Source organism: Vibrio sp. 1978, assembly GCF_033344345.1.
Map to the genome: position 1 here is coordinate 151,384 of NZ_JAWPOP010000009.1, position 19,424 is coordinate 170,807.

The 19,424-nt window shown below is 44.7% G+C and carries 17 protein-coding genes; 13 read left to right on the plus strand and 4 right to left on the minus strand.

Translation table 11 applies throughout. The annotated features are described in order from the left end of the window. Positions 1 to 93: 93 nt before the first annotated feature. Positions 94 to 642 carry an NAD(P)H nitroreductase gene (locus R8N49_RS11420; protein ID WP_005380711.1) on the minus strand — a complete coding sequence of 183 codons (549 nt, stop codon included), beginning with the start codon at positions 640 to 642 and terminating at the stop codon, positions 94 to 96. A 173-nt stretch (positions 643 to 815) separates the two neighbouring features. Between R8N49_RS11420 and R8N49_RS11425 the strand changes: the two genes are divergently transcribed. Next, positions 816 to 2,132, plus strand: coding sequence for an MFS transporter (locus R8N49_RS11425; RefSeq protein WP_186584763.1), 1,317 nt, complete (start codon positions 816 to 818; stop codon positions 2,130 to 2,132). A 59-nt stretch (positions 2,133 to 2,191) separates the two neighbouring features. Here R8N49_RS11425 and R8N49_RS11430 read toward each other — a convergent pair whose 3' ends face one another. Then, a complete protein-coding gene (locus R8N49_RS11430) occupies positions 2,192 to 4,204 on the minus strand; it encodes an NADPH-dependent 2,4-dienoyl-CoA reductase (protein WP_005380708.1) in 2,013 nt (670 codons plus the stop codon). A 224-nt stretch (positions 4,205 to 4,428) separates the two neighbouring features. On the opposite strand from R8N49_RS11430, the gene sppA reads away from it, so the two are divergent. Together sppA and ansA are read left to right on the plus strand one after the other, a co-directional pair. Beyond that, positions 4,429 to 6,279 carry a signal peptide peptidase SppA gene (sppA, locus tag R8N49_RS11435; protein WP_005380705.1) on the plus strand — a complete coding sequence of 617 codons (1,851 nt, stop codon included), beginning with the start codon at positions 4,429 to 4,431 and terminating at the stop codon, positions 6,277 to 6,279. A 164-nt stretch (positions 6,280 to 6,443) separates the two neighbouring features. Further along, a complete protein-coding gene (gene ansA / locus R8N49_RS11440) occupies positions 6,444 to 7,457 on the plus strand; it encodes an asparaginase (RefSeq protein ID WP_017635822.1) in 1,014 nt (337 codons plus the stop codon). A gap of 95 nt (positions 7,458 to 7,552) precedes the next feature. On the opposite strand, the gene R8N49_RS11445 is transcribed toward ansA, so the two are convergent. Further along, positions 7,553 to 7,837, minus strand: coding sequence for a YeaC family protein (locus R8N49_RS11445; RefSeq protein ID WP_186584761.1), 285 nt, complete (start codon positions 7,835 to 7,837; stop codon positions 7,553 to 7,555). Positions 7,838 to 7,938: 101 nt separating this feature from the next. On the opposite strand from R8N49_RS11445, the gene R8N49_RS11450 reads away from it, so the two are divergent. Then, a complete protein-coding gene (locus R8N49_RS11450; protein ID WP_065274728.1) occupies positions 7,939 to 8,760 on the plus strand; it encodes a DUF2989 domain-containing protein in 822 nt (273 codons plus the stop codon). 118 nt (positions 8,761 to 8,878) lie between these two features. Here the strand turns inward: R8N49_RS11450 and msrB are convergent, their stop codons facing one another. Further along, positions 8,879 to 9,286, minus strand: coding sequence for a peptide-methionine (R)-S-oxide reductase MsrB (gene msrB, locus R8N49_RS11455; protein ID WP_005380698.1), 408 nt, complete (start codon positions 9,284 to 9,286; stop codon positions 8,879 to 8,881). Positions 9,287 to 9,623: 337 nt separating this feature from the next. On the opposite strand from msrB, the gene gap reads away from it, so the two are divergent. The 9 genes from gap (at position 9,624) to R8N49_RS11500 (ending at position 19,423) form a co-directional block, all read left to right on the plus strand. Further along, positions 9,624 to 10,619, plus strand: coding sequence for a type I glyceraldehyde-3-phosphate dehydrogenase (gene gap / locus R8N49_RS11460; RefSeq protein ID WP_047104409.1), 996 nt, complete (start codon positions 9,624 to 9,626; stop codon positions 10,617 to 10,619). Between the two features lie 156 nt (positions 10,620 to 10,775). After that, positions 10,776 to 11,660: a D-hexose-6-phosphate mutarotase gene (locus tag R8N49_RS11465; RefSeq protein ID WP_017820788.1), complete on the plus strand. Its 885-nt coding sequence runs from the start codon at positions 10,776 to 10,778 to the stop codon at positions 11,658 to 11,660. Between the two features lie 197 nt (positions 11,661 to 11,857). Next, positions 11,858 to 13,894, plus strand: a complete 2,037-nt coding sequence (locus R8N49_RS11470; RefSeq protein WP_025767192.1) for a methyl-accepting chemotaxis protein — start codon at positions 11,858 to 11,860, stop codon at positions 13,892 to 13,894. A gap of 96 nt (positions 13,895 to 13,990) precedes the next feature. After that, a complete protein-coding gene (gene rlmA / locus R8N49_RS11475) occupies positions 13,991 to 14,818 on the plus strand; it encodes a 23S rRNA (guanine(745)-N(1))-methyltransferase (protein WP_186584759.1) in 828 nt (275 codons plus the stop codon). Between the two features lie 98 nt (positions 14,819 to 14,916). Continuing rightward, complete coding sequence (locus R8N49_RS11480; RefSeq protein WP_186584757.1) at positions 14,917 to 15,864, plus strand: ChaN family lipoprotein; 948 nt, start codon at positions 14,917 to 14,919, stop codon at positions 15,862 to 15,864. A 251-nt stretch (positions 15,865 to 16,115) separates the two neighbouring features. Then, entirely contained in the window at positions 16,116 to 16,475 is a 360-nt protein-coding gene (locus tag R8N49_RS11485) for a hypothetical protein (protein WP_005380688.1), read from the plus strand. A 398-nt stretch (positions 16,476 to 16,873) separates the two neighbouring features. After that, on the plus strand, positions 16,874 to 18,451 hold the full coding sequence (locus R8N49_RS11490) for an alkaline phosphatase (protein ID WP_025767190.1): 1,578 nt from the start codon (positions 16,874 to 16,876) through the stop codon (positions 18,449 to 18,451). Between the two features lie 136 nt (positions 18,452 to 18,587). Further along, positions 18,588 to 18,887, plus strand: coding sequence for a ribbon-helix-helix domain-containing protein (locus R8N49_RS11495; RefSeq protein ID WP_005384938.1), 300 nt, complete (start codon positions 18,588 to 18,590; stop codon positions 18,885 to 18,887). Positions 18,888 to 19,027: 140 nt separating this feature from the next. Further along, complete coding sequence (locus R8N49_RS11500; protein WP_005380685.1) at positions 19,028 to 19,423, plus strand: VOC family protein; 396 nt, start codon at positions 19,028 to 19,030, stop codon at positions 19,421 to 19,423. Position 19,424 lies beyond the last annotated feature (1 nt).

Consider the following 19,424-nt stretch of genomic DNA (forward strand, 5'->3'; position numbering starts at 1 on the left):
AAATAAATATAATTAGGGCCACATTAACGAATGTAGCCCTAACAAATCAAGAAAAACTGTATAAATAAACAGTCAATTTACCTAGATGCTCAGTTATAGAAACTCAACAAACTGAGAAAGGTCACGCTCAGGAACTTTCATCGGTGTACAACCAGGCGTGCCTAAGTACAAGAAACCAACAATCTCATCGTCACCTTCTAAACCAAATGCTTGATGAACTTCTGGATGGAACATCCACTTACCTGAGCGCCAAAACCCTTGAAAGCCTTGCGCTACGGCTGCCATTTGCATCGCTTGTACAGCGCATCCCGCAGATAAGTGTTGCTCTAGTGCTGGTACTTTCTCATGTTCTGTTACTTTAGCAATCACCGTGATCACCATTGGTGCGCGAAATGGGGCATTCTTTACCTTTTCGACCACCGCTTCATCACTATTTTCAGCTTCTGCCGCTTTTACCAAGATATCTGACAGTTTTTTCAAACCATCGCCCTGTGCGATAACGAAACGCCAAGGGGTTAATCCCGCATGGTCAGGCGCACGAAGGCCGGCACGAATGATGTTCTCAAGTGCTTTACCTTCTGGTGCAGGCGCAGATAACTTCGCGATAGATCGGCGATTGAGCAAAAGATCGAGAGCGTCCATGAAAGAATCCTTATTGAATATCGTTGTTATTTTGTTTACGCCACTTTAGCACAATCTGCTCCTGCGAATAACAACCGGTTTTCTGTGGGCTTGATAACGTGCTTCACTTAACATCAAACTGGGTTTAATGTTAATTTATTCGCGAAATGAATAAGTTGAACATAGGCAGGTTGATGAACAAGGACAAACAAAACAGCATTTACGAAAAGATCGTTAATGACGAAGATGCCCGTGCCTGTAAGGCGATTCCTGAATCAGCTTGTCATCAAGTTCCCGGCAACTTTGTTAAAATCATTCTCGCTCAGTTTTTAACGAAGGTCGGCGATGCGTTAATCAACCCTAAAGTCACGTTGCCGTGGATACTACAAAGTCTCGGGGCTCCGGTTTACTTAATTGGTTGGCTAGTTCCTATTCGTGAGTCAGGATCCCTTATCCCACAACTTAGCATCGCGCACTACATCCGACGCATTCCAGTAAGAAAATGGGTCTGGGTAATTGGCAGCATCTTGCAGGCTCTTTCCATATTTGCAATCGGATTGGTCGCATTAACTCTAACAGGAGCAGCTGCGGGTTATGGTGTGATTGCATGTCTTGTGATCTTCAGCCTCTCACGCGGTTTAAATTCCGTCGCATCAAAAGATGTATTGGGCAAAACCATCCCTAAAAACCAACGAGGTCAAGTCAACGGCTGGTCTTCAAGCGCTGCTGGCCTGGTTACGCTGCTTTTCGCTAGCCTTCTGGCACTAGCCTGGTTATGGGACGTAGAGCCGACAGAGCGCTTTTACGGTCTGAGTTTAGGCTTAGCGGGCGTCATATGGCTCATCGCGGCATTCGTCTATGCGCGAATTAATGAGTATGCCGGTGAGGTAGACGGTGGTAGAAATGGCGTCCTCGAAGCATTTAAACAACTCGCGTTACTTAAGACAGACGTGACCTTTCGTCGATTCGTTATCACGCGGACACTATTTTTATGTTCTGCGCTGAGTGCACCGTACTACGTTGTGCTGGCACAGCAATCTCTGGGTGGACAGCTCTGGGTGCTAGCTCTCTTTATGTTTGCGAGTGGCTTGGCCTCCTTTGTGTCAGGTCCTTTCTGGGGAAGAATGTCCGATCGTTCTAGCCGCAGTGTGATGGTCATAGGCGCAATGATGAGCGCGCTACTTGGTGTTGTGTTATTTGTTTACGATACATGGGTCACCGCTAGCCAAAGCTTCCTATTCGTGATTCCTCTGCTTTACTTTTGTGTTTGTATTGCCCACGACGGAATACGAGTCGGACGAAAAACCTATTTAGTTGATATCGCAGAAGGTGACAAACGTACGAGCTATGTAGCCGTGAGTAACACAGTGGTTGGGATAATGCTGCTTCTAATGAGCTCTCTTGGTGTTATGTCGAACTTCTTGAGCCTTTCAGCTGTGGTGTTAGTGTTCTCTTTTATTACTTTTGCTGGCGTGGTAATGGCCAAACAACTGCCAGATATCAGTGACTAGTTCTATACAAAAAAGCTGCGCTCAAAGCGCAGCTTTTATGGTAAACACACATTAAAAGGCTAGAGTTTTACCGCCAATTTAACACCTTGACGAATCGCACGCACAGCATCAAGTTCACCCGCATGGTCAGCTCCGCCAATGATATGAATCTTCTCTCCAAGTTCAGACCATTTATCTTCAAACGGACGTACAGACTCTTGCCCAGCACAAATGATAACCTTGTCTGCATTAAGTACCTGCGCGCTTCCGTCTACATGAATGTGCAAACCTTGATCATCAATTTTATCGTAAGACACGCCGCCGACTAAATGTACGCCCCGTTTTTCAAGGGTACGTTTATGGATCCAACCTGTCGTTTTACCCGGACCTTTACCTACACGACCTTTACGACGCTGAAGTACCCAGACTTCTTTATCGCTGACCGCATCAGGGTAAGGGTATAAACCGCCCGGCTGAGACATCTCCTTGTCGATTCCCCATTCATGCAACCAGTCATCCAACGTTTGTCCAACTGGCTCTGTGAGCATGGTCGCGACATCTACGCCAATGCCACCAGCACCTACGATAGCCACTTTCTCACCGACTGGCGTTTTGTCTCGAATGAGAGTTTGATAGTCGACGACTTTCTCTGGGTTATCAATTCCATCAATATTGACTTTACGTGGCTCAACACCCGATGCCATCACTATCTCATCATATTCTGTGAGTAAGTCATAGTTCGCTTCCGTCGATAAGTGCAGATTCACGCCTGTTTCATCAATACGGTTAGCGAAATATCGTATCGTCTCTCGAAACTCTTCCTTACCAGGGATCTGCATCGCAAGACGGAACTGACCACCGATGCGGTCGTTCTTTTCGAACAAATCAACCTTATGGCCACGTTCAGCCAGTGTGGTCGCACAAGCCAAGCCCGCAGGGCCAGCACCAACAACTGCAATGTTTTTCTTCTTAAAGGCTGGTTCAACAACAATTTCGGTTTCATAGCACGCTAGAGGGTTCACTAAGCAACTGGCGCGCTTACCTTTAAACACGTTATCTAGACACGCCTGATTACAACCAATACACGTATTAATAAGCTGCGCTTTTTCCTGTTCGGCTTTAGCAACAAAGTAAGGATCGGCCAAGAATGGGCGCGCCATCGAAACCATGTCGGCATGACCTGAAGATAAAATGCGTTCTGCTTCATCTGGCGTATTTATACGGTTGCAAGTGATAATAGGAACCGAAACGTGAGGTTTAACTTTTTCCGTAACCCATGTAAACGCACCACGTGGTACTTGAGTCGCAATGGTCGGAATTCGAGCCTCATGCCAACCGATACCCGTATTAATAATCGTGACGCCAGCCTCTTCAAGTGCTTTCGCCAATTCGATAACGTCTTCAAAAGTGCTGCCCTGCTCGACAAGATCCAGCATAGAAAGACGGAAGATGATGATGAACTTGTCACCCACCGCCTTGCGTACCGCTTTAACAATTTCTAGCGGAAAACGCATACGTTTTTTATAGCTGCCACCCCATTCGTCGTAACGCATATTAGTACGTTTACATAAGAATTGGTTTATCAAGTAACCTTCCGAGCCCATTAACTCGACGCCATCATAACCAGCAAGCTGTGCTAACTCCGCACTATTAGCAAACGCGTCGATGGTTTTCTTTATCTGGCGGTCGCTCATTTCACTCGGAGCAAACTTTGCAATCGGCGCTTTAATGCCAGATGCACTTTGCGAGAATGGATGCATTGCATAACGCCCAGCATGGAGAATTTGCAACGCAATTTTACCACCGTGCTTGTGCACCGCTTCTGTCACAACTTTATGGGCTTTAGCATGTTTTGGCTTGCTGAATTCAGCACTCAACGGGTGTAAACGACCGCGTAAGTTAGGAGAAAAACCTCCGGTTACAATCAGTCCGACACCGCCTTTCGCGCGTTCTTCATAAAAAGCAGCGAGCTTCTGTAATCCTTCTTTGTGCTCTTCTAAGCCCGTGTGCATTGATCCCATCAGAACTCGGTTTCGTAATTGTGTGAAACCGAGGTCCAGTGGCTTTAATAGGTTTGGGTACATGGCAGACATCACTTAACATCCATTGTTATTATCATGGTCTGACCAGATTAAGCCTGCTCAACCAAAAAATCAAACAAGCGTTTACATTTTTGTAACACCGATCAATCTCGTGTGAAAATATGCCAATTGTTGAGTGGTCGTGATAAGCTAAAAAAATGTTATCTTTTGAGATCTTAGAGATAAGAACCCATACTTTGTTAGACTCGGCGTAACTATCTCGTTATGGAGACAAGATGAAAAAACTCTTCAAATTTATTGGTTTGATATTTAAAGGGATATGGAAAAGTATCACTTTCATCAGACTCGCACTGGCAAACCTAATTTTCTTGCTGATGATTGCCGTTTTCTACTTTGCCTTTACTTATACCGGAGACGGTCAACCTGTCGTCGAAAAAGAATCGGCATTGGTGATGAACCTTTCAGGCCCAATTGTCGAACAAAGACGTTATGTAAACCCAATGGACTCTTTTGCTGGTTCCCTTTTGGGTAATGAGTTACCGAAAGAAAACGTCCTTTTCGATATCGTTGATACCATTCGCTACGCGAAAGACGATCCTAAAGTGTCTGGATTAGTGCTAGCACTGCGAGACATGCCAGAAACAAATCTCACGAAACTACGTTACATCGCGAAAGCGTTGAACGAATTTAAAGCGTCAGGCAAACCCGTTTACGCCGTAGGTGATTTCTACAACCAAAGCCAATATTACTTGGCAAGTTACGCTGACAAAGTTTATCTGGCACCTGATGGTGGTGTATTGATTAAAGGTTACAGCGCTTACTCAATGTACTACAAAACGTTACTTGAAAAGCTTGACGTTTCTACTCATGTTTTTCGCGTAGGTACTTATAAATCCGCTATCGAACCTTTTATTCGTGATGACATGTCCGATGCGGCGAAAGAGTCAGCAACACGTTGGGTTACTCAATTGTGGAGTGCTTTTGTTGATGACGTAACAACAAACCGAAACATTGATGCGAAAGTGCTTAATCCAACCATGGATGAGCTGATTAACGAGATGAAGTCTGTAAATGGCGATATTGCTCAGCTCGCAGTCAAATTGGGGCTAGTGGATGAACTTGCTACACGCCAAGACATTCGCACTCTATTTGCAAAACAGTTTGGCAGTGACGGCAAAGACAGCTACAACGCGATTGGTTACTACGACTACCTTGCAACGATTCGTCCCGATTACACACTACCTCAGCACGACATCGCCGTTGTTCTAGCAAGTGGCGCGATTATGGACGGTCAACAACCTCGCGGAACTGTTGGTGGTGACACAGTCGCAAGCTTGCTGCGTCAAGCACGCAATGATGAAAAAGTGAAAGCGGTCGTATTACGAGTAGATAGTCCAGGAGGCAGTGCCTTTGCTTCTGAAGTGATTCGTAACGAAGTAGAAGCTCTGAAGCAAGCAGGTAAGCCGGTTGTTGTATCCATGTCGAGTTTGGCTGCTTCTGGTGGTTATTGGATTTCAATGAGCGCAGACAAAATCGTTGCTCAGCCAACAACCCTGACGGGCTCCATTGGTATATTTAGTGTCATCACCACGTTTGAAAAAGGCTTTAGCAAGTTAGGTATTAACACTGATGGCGTTGGCACATCGCCGTTCTCAGGTGACGGTATTACCACTGGCCTTTCTGAGGGCGCGTCTCAAGTGTTCCAATTAGGTATCGAACACGGTTACAAGCGCTTTATTTCTCTAGTTGGCGAGAATCGCGATATGTCTCTAGAGGAAGTTGACAAAGTTGCTCAAGGTCGAGTTTGGACTGGCCAAGATGCACTATCCTTTGGTCTTGTCGATCAAATGGGTGACTTTGATGATGCTGTAGAGCTAGCGGCGAAACTAGCGAACGTGACCGATTATGGCATTTACTGGGTAGAAGAGCCTCTTTCACCTACTGAACTATTTCTACAAGAGTTTATGAAACAGGTGAAAGTCTCTCTAGGTATTGATGCTACAAGCTTGCTACCAAAAAGTCTTCAACCCGTAGCTCAACAATTCGAACAAGACGCAAGCTTGCTCCAAAGCTTCAACGATCCTAAAGGTCAATACGCATTTTGTTTGAACTGCCAAGTGCAGTAGTTTTTCCATCAATATTACAAAGGGCACTTCTACTTGAAGTGCCCTTTTTATTAGGCTTTGCATCTCCTCAGATGACTTTCTGATGCTGTGCGTATAGCCTCGCATCTCAAGGTTATTTAGGTATATAATCCCCGCCTCTGTTCCCCTACACGAAAGAAAAAACGATGACTAGAAAACACATCTACATCGCTTACACCGGTGGTACCATCGGAATGCAAAAATCCGACCACGGCTATGTGCCTGTTGCTGGCTTTATGGAAAAGCAATTAGCAAGCATGCCCGAATTCCATCGTCCTGAAATGCCGGATTACACCATCCACGAATACGACCCTCTGATTGACTCATCAGATATGACACCTGCTGACTGGCAGCAGATTGCGAATGATATTCGTGACAACTATGACAAATACGATGGTTTCGTTATCCTACATGGTACTGACACCATGGCGTACACAGCGTCCGCATTGTCTTTCATGCTTGAAAACCTTGGTAAGCCAGTGATTGTAACGGGTTCACAAATCCCTCTCGCAGAGCTGCGTTCTGACGGCCAAGCAAACCTATTAAACGCGCTACATATTGCGGCAAACTACCCGATCAACGAAGTAACTTTGTTCTTCAATAATCAATTGATGCGTGGTAACCGCAGCACAAAATCTCATGCAGACGGTTTTAATGCCTTTACTTCACCAAACCTTCCTCCACTATTGGAAGCTGGGATCAATATTCAAGTTAGCAACAGCGTAACCGTTGGTGCACAACCAGAAGGTGAGTTTAAGGTTCACAACATCACGCCACAACCAATCGGTGTGATCACCATGTACCCTGGTATTTCACACGAAGTTATCCGCAACACGCTTCGTCAGCCCGTGAATGCGATGATTCTTCTGACTTTTGGTGTCGGTAATGCTCCTCAGAACCCTGAGCTGCTTGGTCACCTGAAAGAAGCCTCTGAGCGCGGCGTTATTGTCGTAAACCTAACTCAGTGTTTGGCAGGTAAAGTGAATATGGGCGGATATGCCACAGGTTGTGCGCTCGCAGACTCTGGTGTTATCAGTGGCTTTGACATGACGCCCGAAGCGGCGCTGGCAAAACTACACTACCTTCTAAGCCAAAACCTTTCTTACGAAGAAGTAAAAGAGAGAATGCAACAAGTACTGCGTGGTGAAATGAGCCTGTAAGTTCAAGCTTTCTACGATCTAAAAAGCCCAATACAGTTTGGGCTTTTTTCTTTCAAAATCAAAATAATAAAATTTTGAGAAATAAGGCGTAAGGATTAATCAATGTTCGGATTCACACGAACAATATCTCTCTCTTCTCCGCTGAATTGTTTTTTAAGCTCTTGTTTTGATTTAAAACTGATTTCACCACCGGCTGCAACCGTCATATGCTGCGCATCAGTATTATGTTTTGATTGATACAACATCACAGCTTGCATACACGAATCTCGCTGCTCTTTAGAAAGTGTTGTACCCTCAGGCCATCTTCCCGTTTCTACTGCATAGACTAAGCGATCATAAACTTCTGGAGTCATCGCTTGTAATAGTTGTTCTGCGTCCATAGTGTACCTTCTTATTACATTCTATTTACAGAACATAACGGGTTAAGAAACTGAGTCAAGAATACGAAAATGAATTGGTGTAACGGATCACAAGCAAAGCCATGAAAAGAACAAACTGGTTACTTCTCAGCCTCGCATGTTTTGCGCTATCGGGCTGTTTTGAAGGTAACGTGACAACCGAAGAGTTGTGCCAAAAAACACCAGAACTGCGTTGCGAGCAGCTCAATATGGATGACGGCCAATGTCGAATTCCAAGAACAAATTTGGTTTGGCATCGGTTTGAGCAATTGAAAAACCCATCGGAAGCAAACCAAATCATCGAATACGGTCTGGTCGCTGAATATAGGAAATGCTTAGAACTCGCCTCCCAGATCACCCCTATTGATCAAAGTGCTCTCAAAAGACAACGCTTTAATGCATTGGTACACAGTATTGATGAGCTAGAGCGCATTGTAAACGAGTTAAAAGGCTCAGAAGACCCGGCTACTTTGTATTTTTTATGGTCTCAAACGGGAGATACTCAAGCTCGGCGCGCATTTTTACAAATGGAAGGGTCTCCCCAATTAAATAATGCTGAGATGCAATATGCATTAGCCACTTTTTATACCAACCGAGATACCAAGAAAACCCTGGAGCTTCTTAATAACGCGTTGTCTTTATCTGATGAAGACAACATCAATCCGGTCATTCTCAAGTCAATGGCAAGTATTCATCAGGGGCTTGGAGACAAAGAGCAAGCGTATCTATGGGCAATGGTCGCGAAGAGATTCGACGTACCGCTTGCTGATGAAAAGCAGCTCCAACGTATGTTCAATTTCAGTCATCCAGAGCGATATAAGCAGTTGGATGAATTAGCCGAATCGGTGGCGAAAGCCATAGAGAAAGGTATCTATTCCCCAGCAATGATACCCACTGAGATATAAACGAAAAACTCCCGCAATGAGCGGGAGTTTTTCGTTTAAGTCGAGCGACACTCAGATCACCGTTGAGCATGAATCATCCTGAAAGGATAAAACAATCTCGAGCACAATTTTGTCGTTATTATTCTGATTTGTTGAAAATTAACGACACAGAATTAACACAAAAACGCTCTCCTGTGGTCTGTGGGCCATCTTCAAAAACGTGCCCTAGATGGCTATCACACGTTGCACAACGAATCTCTGTACGTACCATTCCGTGACTTAGATCTTCTAAATAGCGCACCGCTTGATCGTTGATAGGCGCATCAAAACTTGGCCATCCGCAGCCAGAGTCATACTTGTTATCAGAGACAAAGAGAGGGGCATTACAACAAGTACAAGCATAAACACCAGTTTCCTTATTATGCAGTAGCTTACCGCTGAAAGGAGGCTCTGTACCTTGCTCTCGGCAAACACGGAACTCTTCATCAGACAGTTGCTCACGCCACTGTTCATCTGACTTCGTCACTTTTTTCCCGCTTTGTTCCACGACTTTCGGCTCCTTATTTACTGTTCTTGGTATTGACTTTTTTAGCAAAAAACTTGCTTCTCTTAACAGTTGTAGCACATACTTTCTCACCAGGACACCATGCGTAATTAATTTGATAAGAGCACTTATCTCACCAGTTATATTACGCCAACTGGGCTACAGAAGAATCAGTCAAAAGTTTAAAAAACGTACATTTGCAAAGAATTGTTAAAAAAAGCGTCGCTTTTTTTTGACTTTAAACAAGTTAAGTCCGATTATCACTTGCAGATGTTTACTGGATTCTGTAATTTTACTACCAGTTATCTTTAATCAGAAATTAAGTTGTGGAGCAACTATAATGACTATCAAAGTAGGTATTAACGGTTTTGGCCGTATCGGTCGTTTCGTATTCCGTGCAGCGCAAGAGCGTGCTGACATCGAAGTTGTAGGTATCAACGACCTTATCGACGTAGATTACATGGCATACATGCTTAAGTATGACTCAACTCACGGCCGTTTCAACGGTACTGTTGAAGTTGAAGGCGGTAACCTAATCGTTAACGGTAAAACTGTACGTGTTACTGCAGAGCGCAACCCTGAAGACCTAAAATGGGACGAAATCGGTGTTGACGTTGTAGCTGAAGCAACTGGTCTTTTCCTAACTGACGAGACTGCACGTAAGCACATCACTGCTGGCGCGAAAAAAGTTGTACTAACTGGTCCTTCTAAAGACGCTACTCCAATGTTCGTTAACGGCGTAAACTTCGACACTTACGCTGGTCAAGACATCGTTTCTAACGCTTCTTGTACTACTAACTGTCTAGCGCCTATCGCTAAAGTTCTTAACGACAAGTTCGGTATCGAATCTGGTCTTATGACTACAGTTCACGCAACTACAGCAACTCAAAAAACTGTAGATGGTCCTTCTGCTAAAGACTGGCGCGGTGGTCGTGGTGCTTCTCAAAACATCATCCCATCTTCAACTGGTGCTGCTAAAGCTGTAGGCGTTGTACTTCCAGAAGTAAACGGCAAACTAACTGGTATGGCTTTCCGCGTACCAACTGCTAACGTTTCTGTAGTTGACCTAACTGTTAACCTAGTTAACGGTGCTTCTTACGAAGACATCTGTAAAGCGATGAAAGAAGCTTCTGAAGGCGAACTAAAAGGCGTTCTAGGCTACACTGAAGATGCAGTTGTATCTCAAGACTTCATCGGCGAAGTTTGCACTTCAGTATTCGATGCTAAAGCTGGTATCGCGCTAACTGACAAATTCGTTAAGGTTGTATCTTGGTACGACAACGAAATCGGTTACTCAAACAAAGTTCTAGACCTAATCGCTCACATCTCTAAGTAATTAGAAAGTTAGCAATTAGCGAATAACTTCGTTAAAGAAAAGGCGGCTCTAGAGTCGCCTTTTTTGTATCTGGAATTTGAGAGAATGCAGGCTCGATGTTGCATTTAATGTGCGAAGCGCGTCTAAAAGCTCTCCCCCAGCGATAGGAAACTACACATGGATTTAAAAACTCTCCCAGCCCTAACGGTGCTATCTGATAACGTCACTATCGTTGAAGTTGATCAGATAAAAATCGTCCGCGTGATTCATGACAAAGCAACGGCAGGCATCTCGCTACACGGTGGTCATGTCGTGTCGTTCACGCCTAAAGGTCAAGAAGATCTGATCTGGATGAGCGAAAAAGCTGTCTTCGATGGTAAAGCTGCTCTTCGCGGTGGCATTCCGGTTTGTTGGCCTTGGTTTGGGCGTATTGCTGCTCCAGCTCACGGCTTTGCCCGCACCGCAGAATGGGAGTTGGTTGAACATCGTGAGAACCATAACGGTGTGATTGTTGAACTTGCTCTGTTCCCGACAGAAGAAATCCACGATATTTGGCCCCATATGTTTGACGCTCGTTTGGTGATTGAAGTGGGCGATGAGCTAAAAGTGACGCTCAAAGTCATGAACATTGATGACGAGGCTTGGACCTTCTCTGGCGCATTACATACTTACCTAAACGTTGGAGACATTAAGCAAGCACAAACGACAGGCATGGGTGCCGAGTACATTGATAGCTTGAAAGCTGATGCGGTATGCCAAGGTGGTAATGTTCTACAACTAACTGACACCATTGATCGCGTTTACACGCAACCAGAAGCGAAAATTTTGGTAAAAGACCCGGTATTGGATCGTACGCTAAGCGTACACAACCAAGGCCACAACTCAGCAGTATTATGGAACCCTTGGGCAGAAGGTGCGCAAAGCATGGGTGACATGGCTGACGATGGTTATCAAACCATGTTGTGTGTGGAGTCTGCTGTTCATGCACCAAGTATTGAGCAAGGTCAAACGCTCCAACCAGGTGAGACACATGAACTTGTCACTGTCATTTCAGCGCAGTAAGAATCACCATATAAAGGCCGGGATACCCGGCTTTTTTTGTAATAAAAGCTCTGCTTAGATGGTCCTATCTTTACTAACTTATTGGTTACTGGTCACTTTTGACGGTTTCATTAATAAATATCAAAAAAATTGATCATATAAACCGATAGCATACCGATACAAAACTCATAAATAATAAAAATATCAGGAATTAGTCTATGTTAGAGAGATACCGAAATCAAAGTGTCGGATTCCAGTTGAAACTGGTGATCACTTTGTGTCTATTCATTGCTTTCAGCAGTATTGCAGCGCTTGTTTACCGCAACGCTTCCGATGTTCTATTGGAAAGCACACTGAAAGAACACCAATCTAAAGTAGAATCAATGGCAAAAACCATTGCTGGCCAATTCGATGCTTACCTGCACACCGCTAAAGTCCTCGAATCTACTTTTCGCAATGGCTACCTTGCCGGTGTCTATGTCGAAAATTACACGGTTGACTTCATGGGACATGAAGTACCAAACATCACTCAATACAGTGAAAGCTTAATTAATGACACCAAGTTGGTCGACAGTTTCACACGTGATACCGGCGCTATAGCAACGCTATTCGCACCATTGGGTGACGACTTTATTCGGGTGTCCACCTCCCTAAAAGATCCACAAGGTCAGCGAGCGGTCGGAACCACGCTAGGCATCAACCATCCTGGTTATCAGCAACTTAAAGCAGGACAACCGTATTACGCTCAAATTAAATTGTATGGCGAGCGCTACATTACCTACTATGCCCCAATCAAAGATGCGACAGGAAAGGTAGCAGGCCTATCGTTTATTGGCTTACCAGTAGACCAAGCGACACAAACCTTGTTCGATGCACTCGAAGAGATAAAATGGGGCGACACTGGTTACACCATTATCGTTGATAACGACGAAAACAATCTTGGTAAATACCTACTTCATCCAGCAAAAAGCGGCTCAGATTCGTCAATACTAGAAGTCGCCGACTACAATGGTCACAAGCCTTTTGGCCAGATTTTCGAACAATCTAGTGGATTAATTCGCTACCCTTTCGAGTACCAAGGTAACGTAGGCGAAAAGTATCTTGTCTACACAGAGGTTCCAGGTTGGAACTGGAAACTGCTAGGTGGTACGTTTATCAAAGAAGTAACAAAAGGTAGCGACACGCTTCTCACACTCATTGCCATCATTTCTTCGGTAGCGGCAATCATTACTTTTGTTGTACTGACACTTTTCTTGAATCGCAGCTTACAACCTCTCACGACTCTAAACTCATACATGACTCGCTTAGCGGGCGGCGAAGTCAGCTTGAACATTCCAGCGTCTCGTAAAGCATCAAAGAATGAAATTACGAACCTGAGCTCGGGTGTCGCCAGTATGGCAAGTCAGCTCAATGAACTCGTTGGTAAGATCCGTTCAACAAGCGACTTAGTGGAGAGCAACTCCACCAGCGTTGCCAACGATGCACATAGCAATTTGACCCAAGCCGACCGACAACAACAAGAAGTCGAGCAAGTTGTGACAGCGATTGAAGAAATGGCCTCTTCCGCTCAATCTGTCGCACAACAAGTCGAAAGCATTGCGGAAAACGTACGCTCAGCAAATACTGATAGTCAATCTGGTCTCGCGATTGTTGAAGGCGTATGTATCGACGTTGCTCAACTTAACGATCAATTGGATCAATCAGCAACGGCTATCGAGCAAGTAAATCGCGATAGCGAGAGTATTCAAACCGTCACTAAAATGATTGATGAAATTGCTGAGCAAACCAATTTACTTGCCTTGAATGCCGCCATTGAAGCAGCACGAGCAGGTGAGCAAGGCCGTGGCTTCGCAGTTGTAGCAGATGAAGTGCGCACACTTGCGCACCGAACCCAAAGCTCAGTTCAAGATGTCGTGGAAATTATCGAGAAACTAAAAGGGTCGACTCATAATGCAGTTAATATGATGACAGACAGCCAACGCAGTGCAAACCAGGTCTTGGACAAAGCACAAGACGCGGGCACAGCATTAGAAGCCATCGCAGTACAAGTGCAGTCGATAGCCTCTCAAGCCGACGCCATTGCAGCGACTTCAGAAGAACAAGCTCAAGTTTCACAAGAAATTGCAGCAAATGCCCATTCTATCAGTGAACTTAACCGAGAAAGCCGCAACACGAGCGCAAAAACCTCGCAAAGTGCCATTGAACTTCAACAACAAGCACGAAACTTGAAAGAGCAAGTCGACTTCTTCCACTAATACTTAATAAGAGCCGACCCAGTCGGCTCTTTTTGTTTCACTTGAGACCATGCTTTTTGATAGAATTTGCCGCCCTACTTTCTGTTCGAGATCGTCATGAACTATCAATGCCCTCTATGCCACCAAGCTCTAGCGTTAAATGAAAAAACGTTTAAGTGCGAAAACAATCATCAGTTTGACTTAGCAAAAGAAGGCTACGTTAACTTGATGCCAGCGCACCACAAACGTTCTAAAGATCCTGGTGACAACAAAGAGATGATGCAAGCTCGTCGTCGATTCCTTGAAGGAGATTACTACAACCCAATGCGCCAAGAAGTGGCGCAGCTGTGTGCAACATACACTGAGGGGAGCACCCATCAATTATTAGATATTGGTTGTGGTGAAGGTTACTACACAGATCAAGTACAAAAGACGATAGAAACACAAGCGAACCATGCCACAATTTATGGCTTAGACATTTCCAAAGTTGCCATTCGTTACGCGGCGAAGCGTTACACGCACTGCAACTTTAGTGTGGCTTCTAGTCACCGACTTCCCTTCGCAAATAAATCCTTAGATGCCATTTTGCGCATTTATGCCCCGTGTAAAGCTGAGGAGCTGCAGCGCGTTGTAAAAAACGACGGCGTTGTTGTCACGGTTACTCCTGCTAGCCGCCACTTATACCAACTGCGTGAGCGCATTTATCAAGAAGTTCGTCTTCACAATGAAGAACCAGAACATATTGAAGGGTTTGAATTAGAGCACCAGCAGCATCTTAACTATGTTATGGACTTGAAAAACGGAGCCGCAATCGATTTATTGCAAATGACGCCATTCGCATGGAAAGCAACCGATGCTCTTCGTGAAGAGTTGAAATCCGCTACACTTTTCCAATGTGAGGCTGATTTTATGTTGCGTGTATATCGCAAAAAAACACTCAATTAATAAGTCAAAAAAAACAACAAACGCAAATAGTTATCATTTATATTGATTCATTGCTCAGCCTCCATTAATATCATCCGGACATTTTTGGAGGCTTTTCAATGCGCTTTTCTACTTTGAGCTTGCTCTTTGCAGGCTTACTTACTGGTTGCTCTTCATATACGCACACCAACTCTCACGCAACCTCAGCGGAAGTCACTAGTTTTTACGACTATCAACTATACACCCCTTCTGGCGAGCACATCGCTCTAAGCAAACTGCCAATTGAGCTGCAACAAGCAGATGTCATTCTTATTGGTGAATGGCACACACACGCCGGCGTTCATCGCTTTCAAACCGATATGCTCAAACAACTTACGTCCTACGACCGCTCACTCGCGTTATCTATGGAACAATTTACCCGCGACAAACAACCTGTTGTTGACGCTTACCTACGTGGGGAGATCGGCGAACAGTACTTAATGAAACAAGCCAACGCTTGGCCCAATTATGAAAGCGACTATCGCCCTCTCGTGGAGTTTGCTAAGCAGAAAAATCTCCCGGTCATTGCAGCAAATGCACCAAAGAGCATTGTCCGATGCATTGGTCGACAAGGGTTAGATTACATTAACAAGCTCGATGATGATCAGCGGATGTTCATTGCACAAGCCATCAACACTGGTAGTAGTCCGTACAAAGAAAAGTTCATGGCATCCATGCATCACGGTAAGCCAGAGCAGACGGAAAAACAGTTTGCAGCTCAAGTTACCTGGGATGAAACTATGGCGGAATCTATCGTTAGCTACCTAGACGACAACCCAGGCGCTCAGGTTGTCCATGTTGCAGGCAAGTTTCACACCGAGCAAGGGTTGGGTACGGCAGCATCAATCTTAAGCCGCAGCCCGAGCTTAAAAGTGGTTGTAATTAGCCCAACAGATAACGTGCTTTCTGATAATACAGACTATCAGTTAGAGGTTCTCGCACCACCAGTACGGTATGTACAAGATGCTCACCGCATGGCGGCATATCAACATCTAACTAAACGCAATAACGATCTTCAATGTAAGTAGCTGGTCTTCAATTTAAGTTACTACCTTGCCGTTGCGTTGCATCATCACACCGCTCCGAGTTCATCGAGTGACAAGGGTCTGCTTCCTGCTGGTCTATTTTTTGCTAATGATCACCAATAGAAACTAGAAGCGGCAAAAGCAGACCTGTTTTTATCCAAATAGCTTCAGAAATAAACTTTGCCGCCGATAAAAATATAACTGCTTTTTACCCGCACTCAGTGACCGAGTGTCGATGTTCCAAGGAGTATTCGATGAATCCAGTAGGAAGCACTTCTGTTAATAGCTATGCCAAACAATCTGTCGCCTCTAAACAAGCAAGTATTGCACAAGAAGAAACTAGTGCTTCACCGCTGAAAGTCGAACACAATAAGGTGACGCTTTCGACCGAAGGCAAAGCGCTACTTGCCGCTCTGCAACAAATCGAGCACGACAGCAAGAAAATAGAAGCAGAAGATAAATCTGTTGGTGAAAAGGTCGAATCTTTCACGCATGGTGCGCTTGGCATGGATCACCCCGATAAAATCGAGAAAGAAGAGGATGGCTCATATTCTGCGGGTCAATACCTTTCTGCGGCACTTACCGTTGGTGGCATCATACTGGCATTAGTCTGATAACCAGTCTGATAATCATCACGACAACAAATCCTATTTGAACCAAACACTTACTGCAGCCCATAATTTAATAAGCCAAAGAACGATATGATGCAAACGTAAGTGAATTCGACCGCTCTTGTGGCCCGATAATACATGCTCGTTTATTGCTCCCTAAACTAGGTTTCTTGTGAAAGCACTGAATGGATAACTTTAGTCCATGCTTTCAACTCCTAAGCGTAATCCAAGCCCACGTTTGTGGGCTTTCTTCTTTCCAAACTAACGAACGTTAGAGAGCGACTCATTTTTTCTGCAAAACCAAACAAAAACGACAATTTGGTTAAACTTTTATTACCGACACAAAACCTTCATAAATCATTGCTTTAATGCCTGCGCTTTCAATAAACAAGGAAAATATAATGAAGCGCTTAGTATCTCCAATCGTTACGGCAGTGGCTGCATCTACCCTCTCTTTCAACGCACTCTCAGCTGAAATCAAAAACGTCATTTTGATGATCGGCGACGGCATGGGTCCTCAACAAGTTGGTTTACTCGAGACCTACGCAAAACACGCACCTAACTCGGTTTACAAAGGCGAAAGCACAGCGTTATACAAACTCGCTCAAGAAGGTGTGATTGGATCATCACTGACCAATCCAGAAGACGCAATTGTCGTCGACTCTGCGTGCTCAGCTACGATGCTAGCGACAGGAATCCCTACCGCTTCTGAAGTCATTGGCATTGATAGCCAAGGCAACCATGTCGAAACTATTTTGGAAAAAGCCAAAAGTAAAGGTAAAGCAACAGGGCTCGTCTCTGATACGCGTATGACCCACGCAACGCCAGCAGCATTTGCCGCTCATCAACCACATCGCTCCCTAGAAAACAGTATTGCGGCGGATATGCTCGAAACAGGCGTAGACGTGATGATGTCTGGGGGACTTCGTCATTGGATTCCAAAGTCGACAAACGACAAGGGAGAGACATACGAGCAACTTGAAAAGCTCACTGAAGGTAATGTCTACCTAAAGTCGAAACGTAAAGATGAGCGCAACTTGCTTACTGAGGCGCAAGACCAAGGTTACAACCTGGCTTTCAGCCGCGATATGCTCACACAAGCTAAAGGTGACAAATTACTTGGACTTTTTGCTTACTCGGGCATGAACGATGGTATTGCCTACAGTCAAAGCAAAAACGATCCAAAACGCACGCAGCCATCGCTGAAAGAAATGACCACCAAAGCAATCGACATTCTTTCAAAAGACAAAGACGGTTTTTTCTTGATGGTTGAAGGCGGCCAAATTGACTGGGCTGGCCACAGTAACGATGCAGGTACGATGCTGCATGAAATGCTTAAATTCGATGAAGCGGTAAACTCAGTTTATGAGTGGGCAAAAGGCCGTGATGACACCCTGATCATTGTTACTGCTGACCACGAAACCGGCTCTTTTGGCTTTAGCTACTCATCAGCAAACTTGCCTAAACCACAAAAACGCGACGGCGAAGCATTCAAAAATCAGGATTACGCGCCAAACTTCAACTTTGGTCAGTTCGAGATCCTCGATGGTTTATACAACCAAAAGAAAAGTTACTACGGCATGATCAGTGAATTCCAAGCGCTTGATAAGAAAGAGCAAACTCCAGAGAAGTTTGCGGAAGTCGTGAACGCAAATAGCGATTTTTCGATTACGCCTGAGCAAGCAGAACGCGTATTAGCAAGTAAACCAAATCCATACCGACTCGCTGGACACAAATACTTAAGCGAAGAGAACGTACCGACAATCAATGACTTTGATGCTTTCTTTCCTTACAACGACCGTGGCAACTTGCTAGCGCGTGAGCATGCAACAAAGCAAAACACAGTATGGGGGACGGGTACTCATACGCATACTCCTGTCAACGTATTTGCTTGGGGACCTGCAGAAACTATCCTTCCAGTATCAAAAATCATGCACCACTCGCAACTAGGCGAGTACTTGAAGCAACAAATTAAATAATCAACTTGCACTTACTTCACAACTCGTGATGTTTCAACGCTCTCGCAAGGGAGCGTTTTTTTATGCATGAAAACAGTTGACGTTTTAAATCGTACACCACAATAATTATGGGTCTTTAATTATATGAATAAAGAAAATGTGCGAAATCTTTGCTAAGCAACCCCAAGACAACTATCAGTTCATCACCCGCTCTATCCGTATTGATGGTCACGCGACCAGTGTAAAACTTGAAGCGAGCTTTTGGACAATTCTTGAGGAAATCGCTAGTGCTCAAAACATGACGGTTCCTAAATTCATAAGCACTGTTTATCAAGAGGCACTCGAATACAATGGTGAAGTGAACAACTTTGCCTCCTTACTTCGATGCGCTTGCCTCACTTACGCCCGCCAACCTCAAGAGACCACTCGTCAAGCACTTGCGCAACTTAACAGTTAATAGCAACCAACCGAGCAATAACCATCCTAGGCTATGCATCCGTATTATAAACCCTTGAGCATCTTCTAATTTGTCGTACTAGAGTACTACCCAGACTCCTTTTGAAATCGCTAACCTGTGCGGACTATCAAGGAGTACCTATGACAAAAATGATTCACACCATGATCCGAGTAAGTGATCTGGACCGCTCTCTACAATTTTACTGTGACGTACTTGAACTAGAAGTCGCTGATCAATACATCTTTGATGGCTTTTCTCTAACCTATCTAGCCAACCAAGAAACTGGCTTTGAATTGGAACTGACGCACAATCACGACCAAAGTGAGCCCTACACTCACGGCTCAGGTTACGGCCACCTTGCCGTCAGCGTGGAGGACATTGAACAAGCCCACAAACGCATTAAATCTCTCGGCATTGAAACTGGTGACATCAAAGCCTTTGACCATCAACAAAAGCATTTAGCAACGTTCTTTTTTGTAACCGACCCTGATGGTTACAAAATTGAGTTCCTGCAACGCCAAGGGCGTTACCTATAAC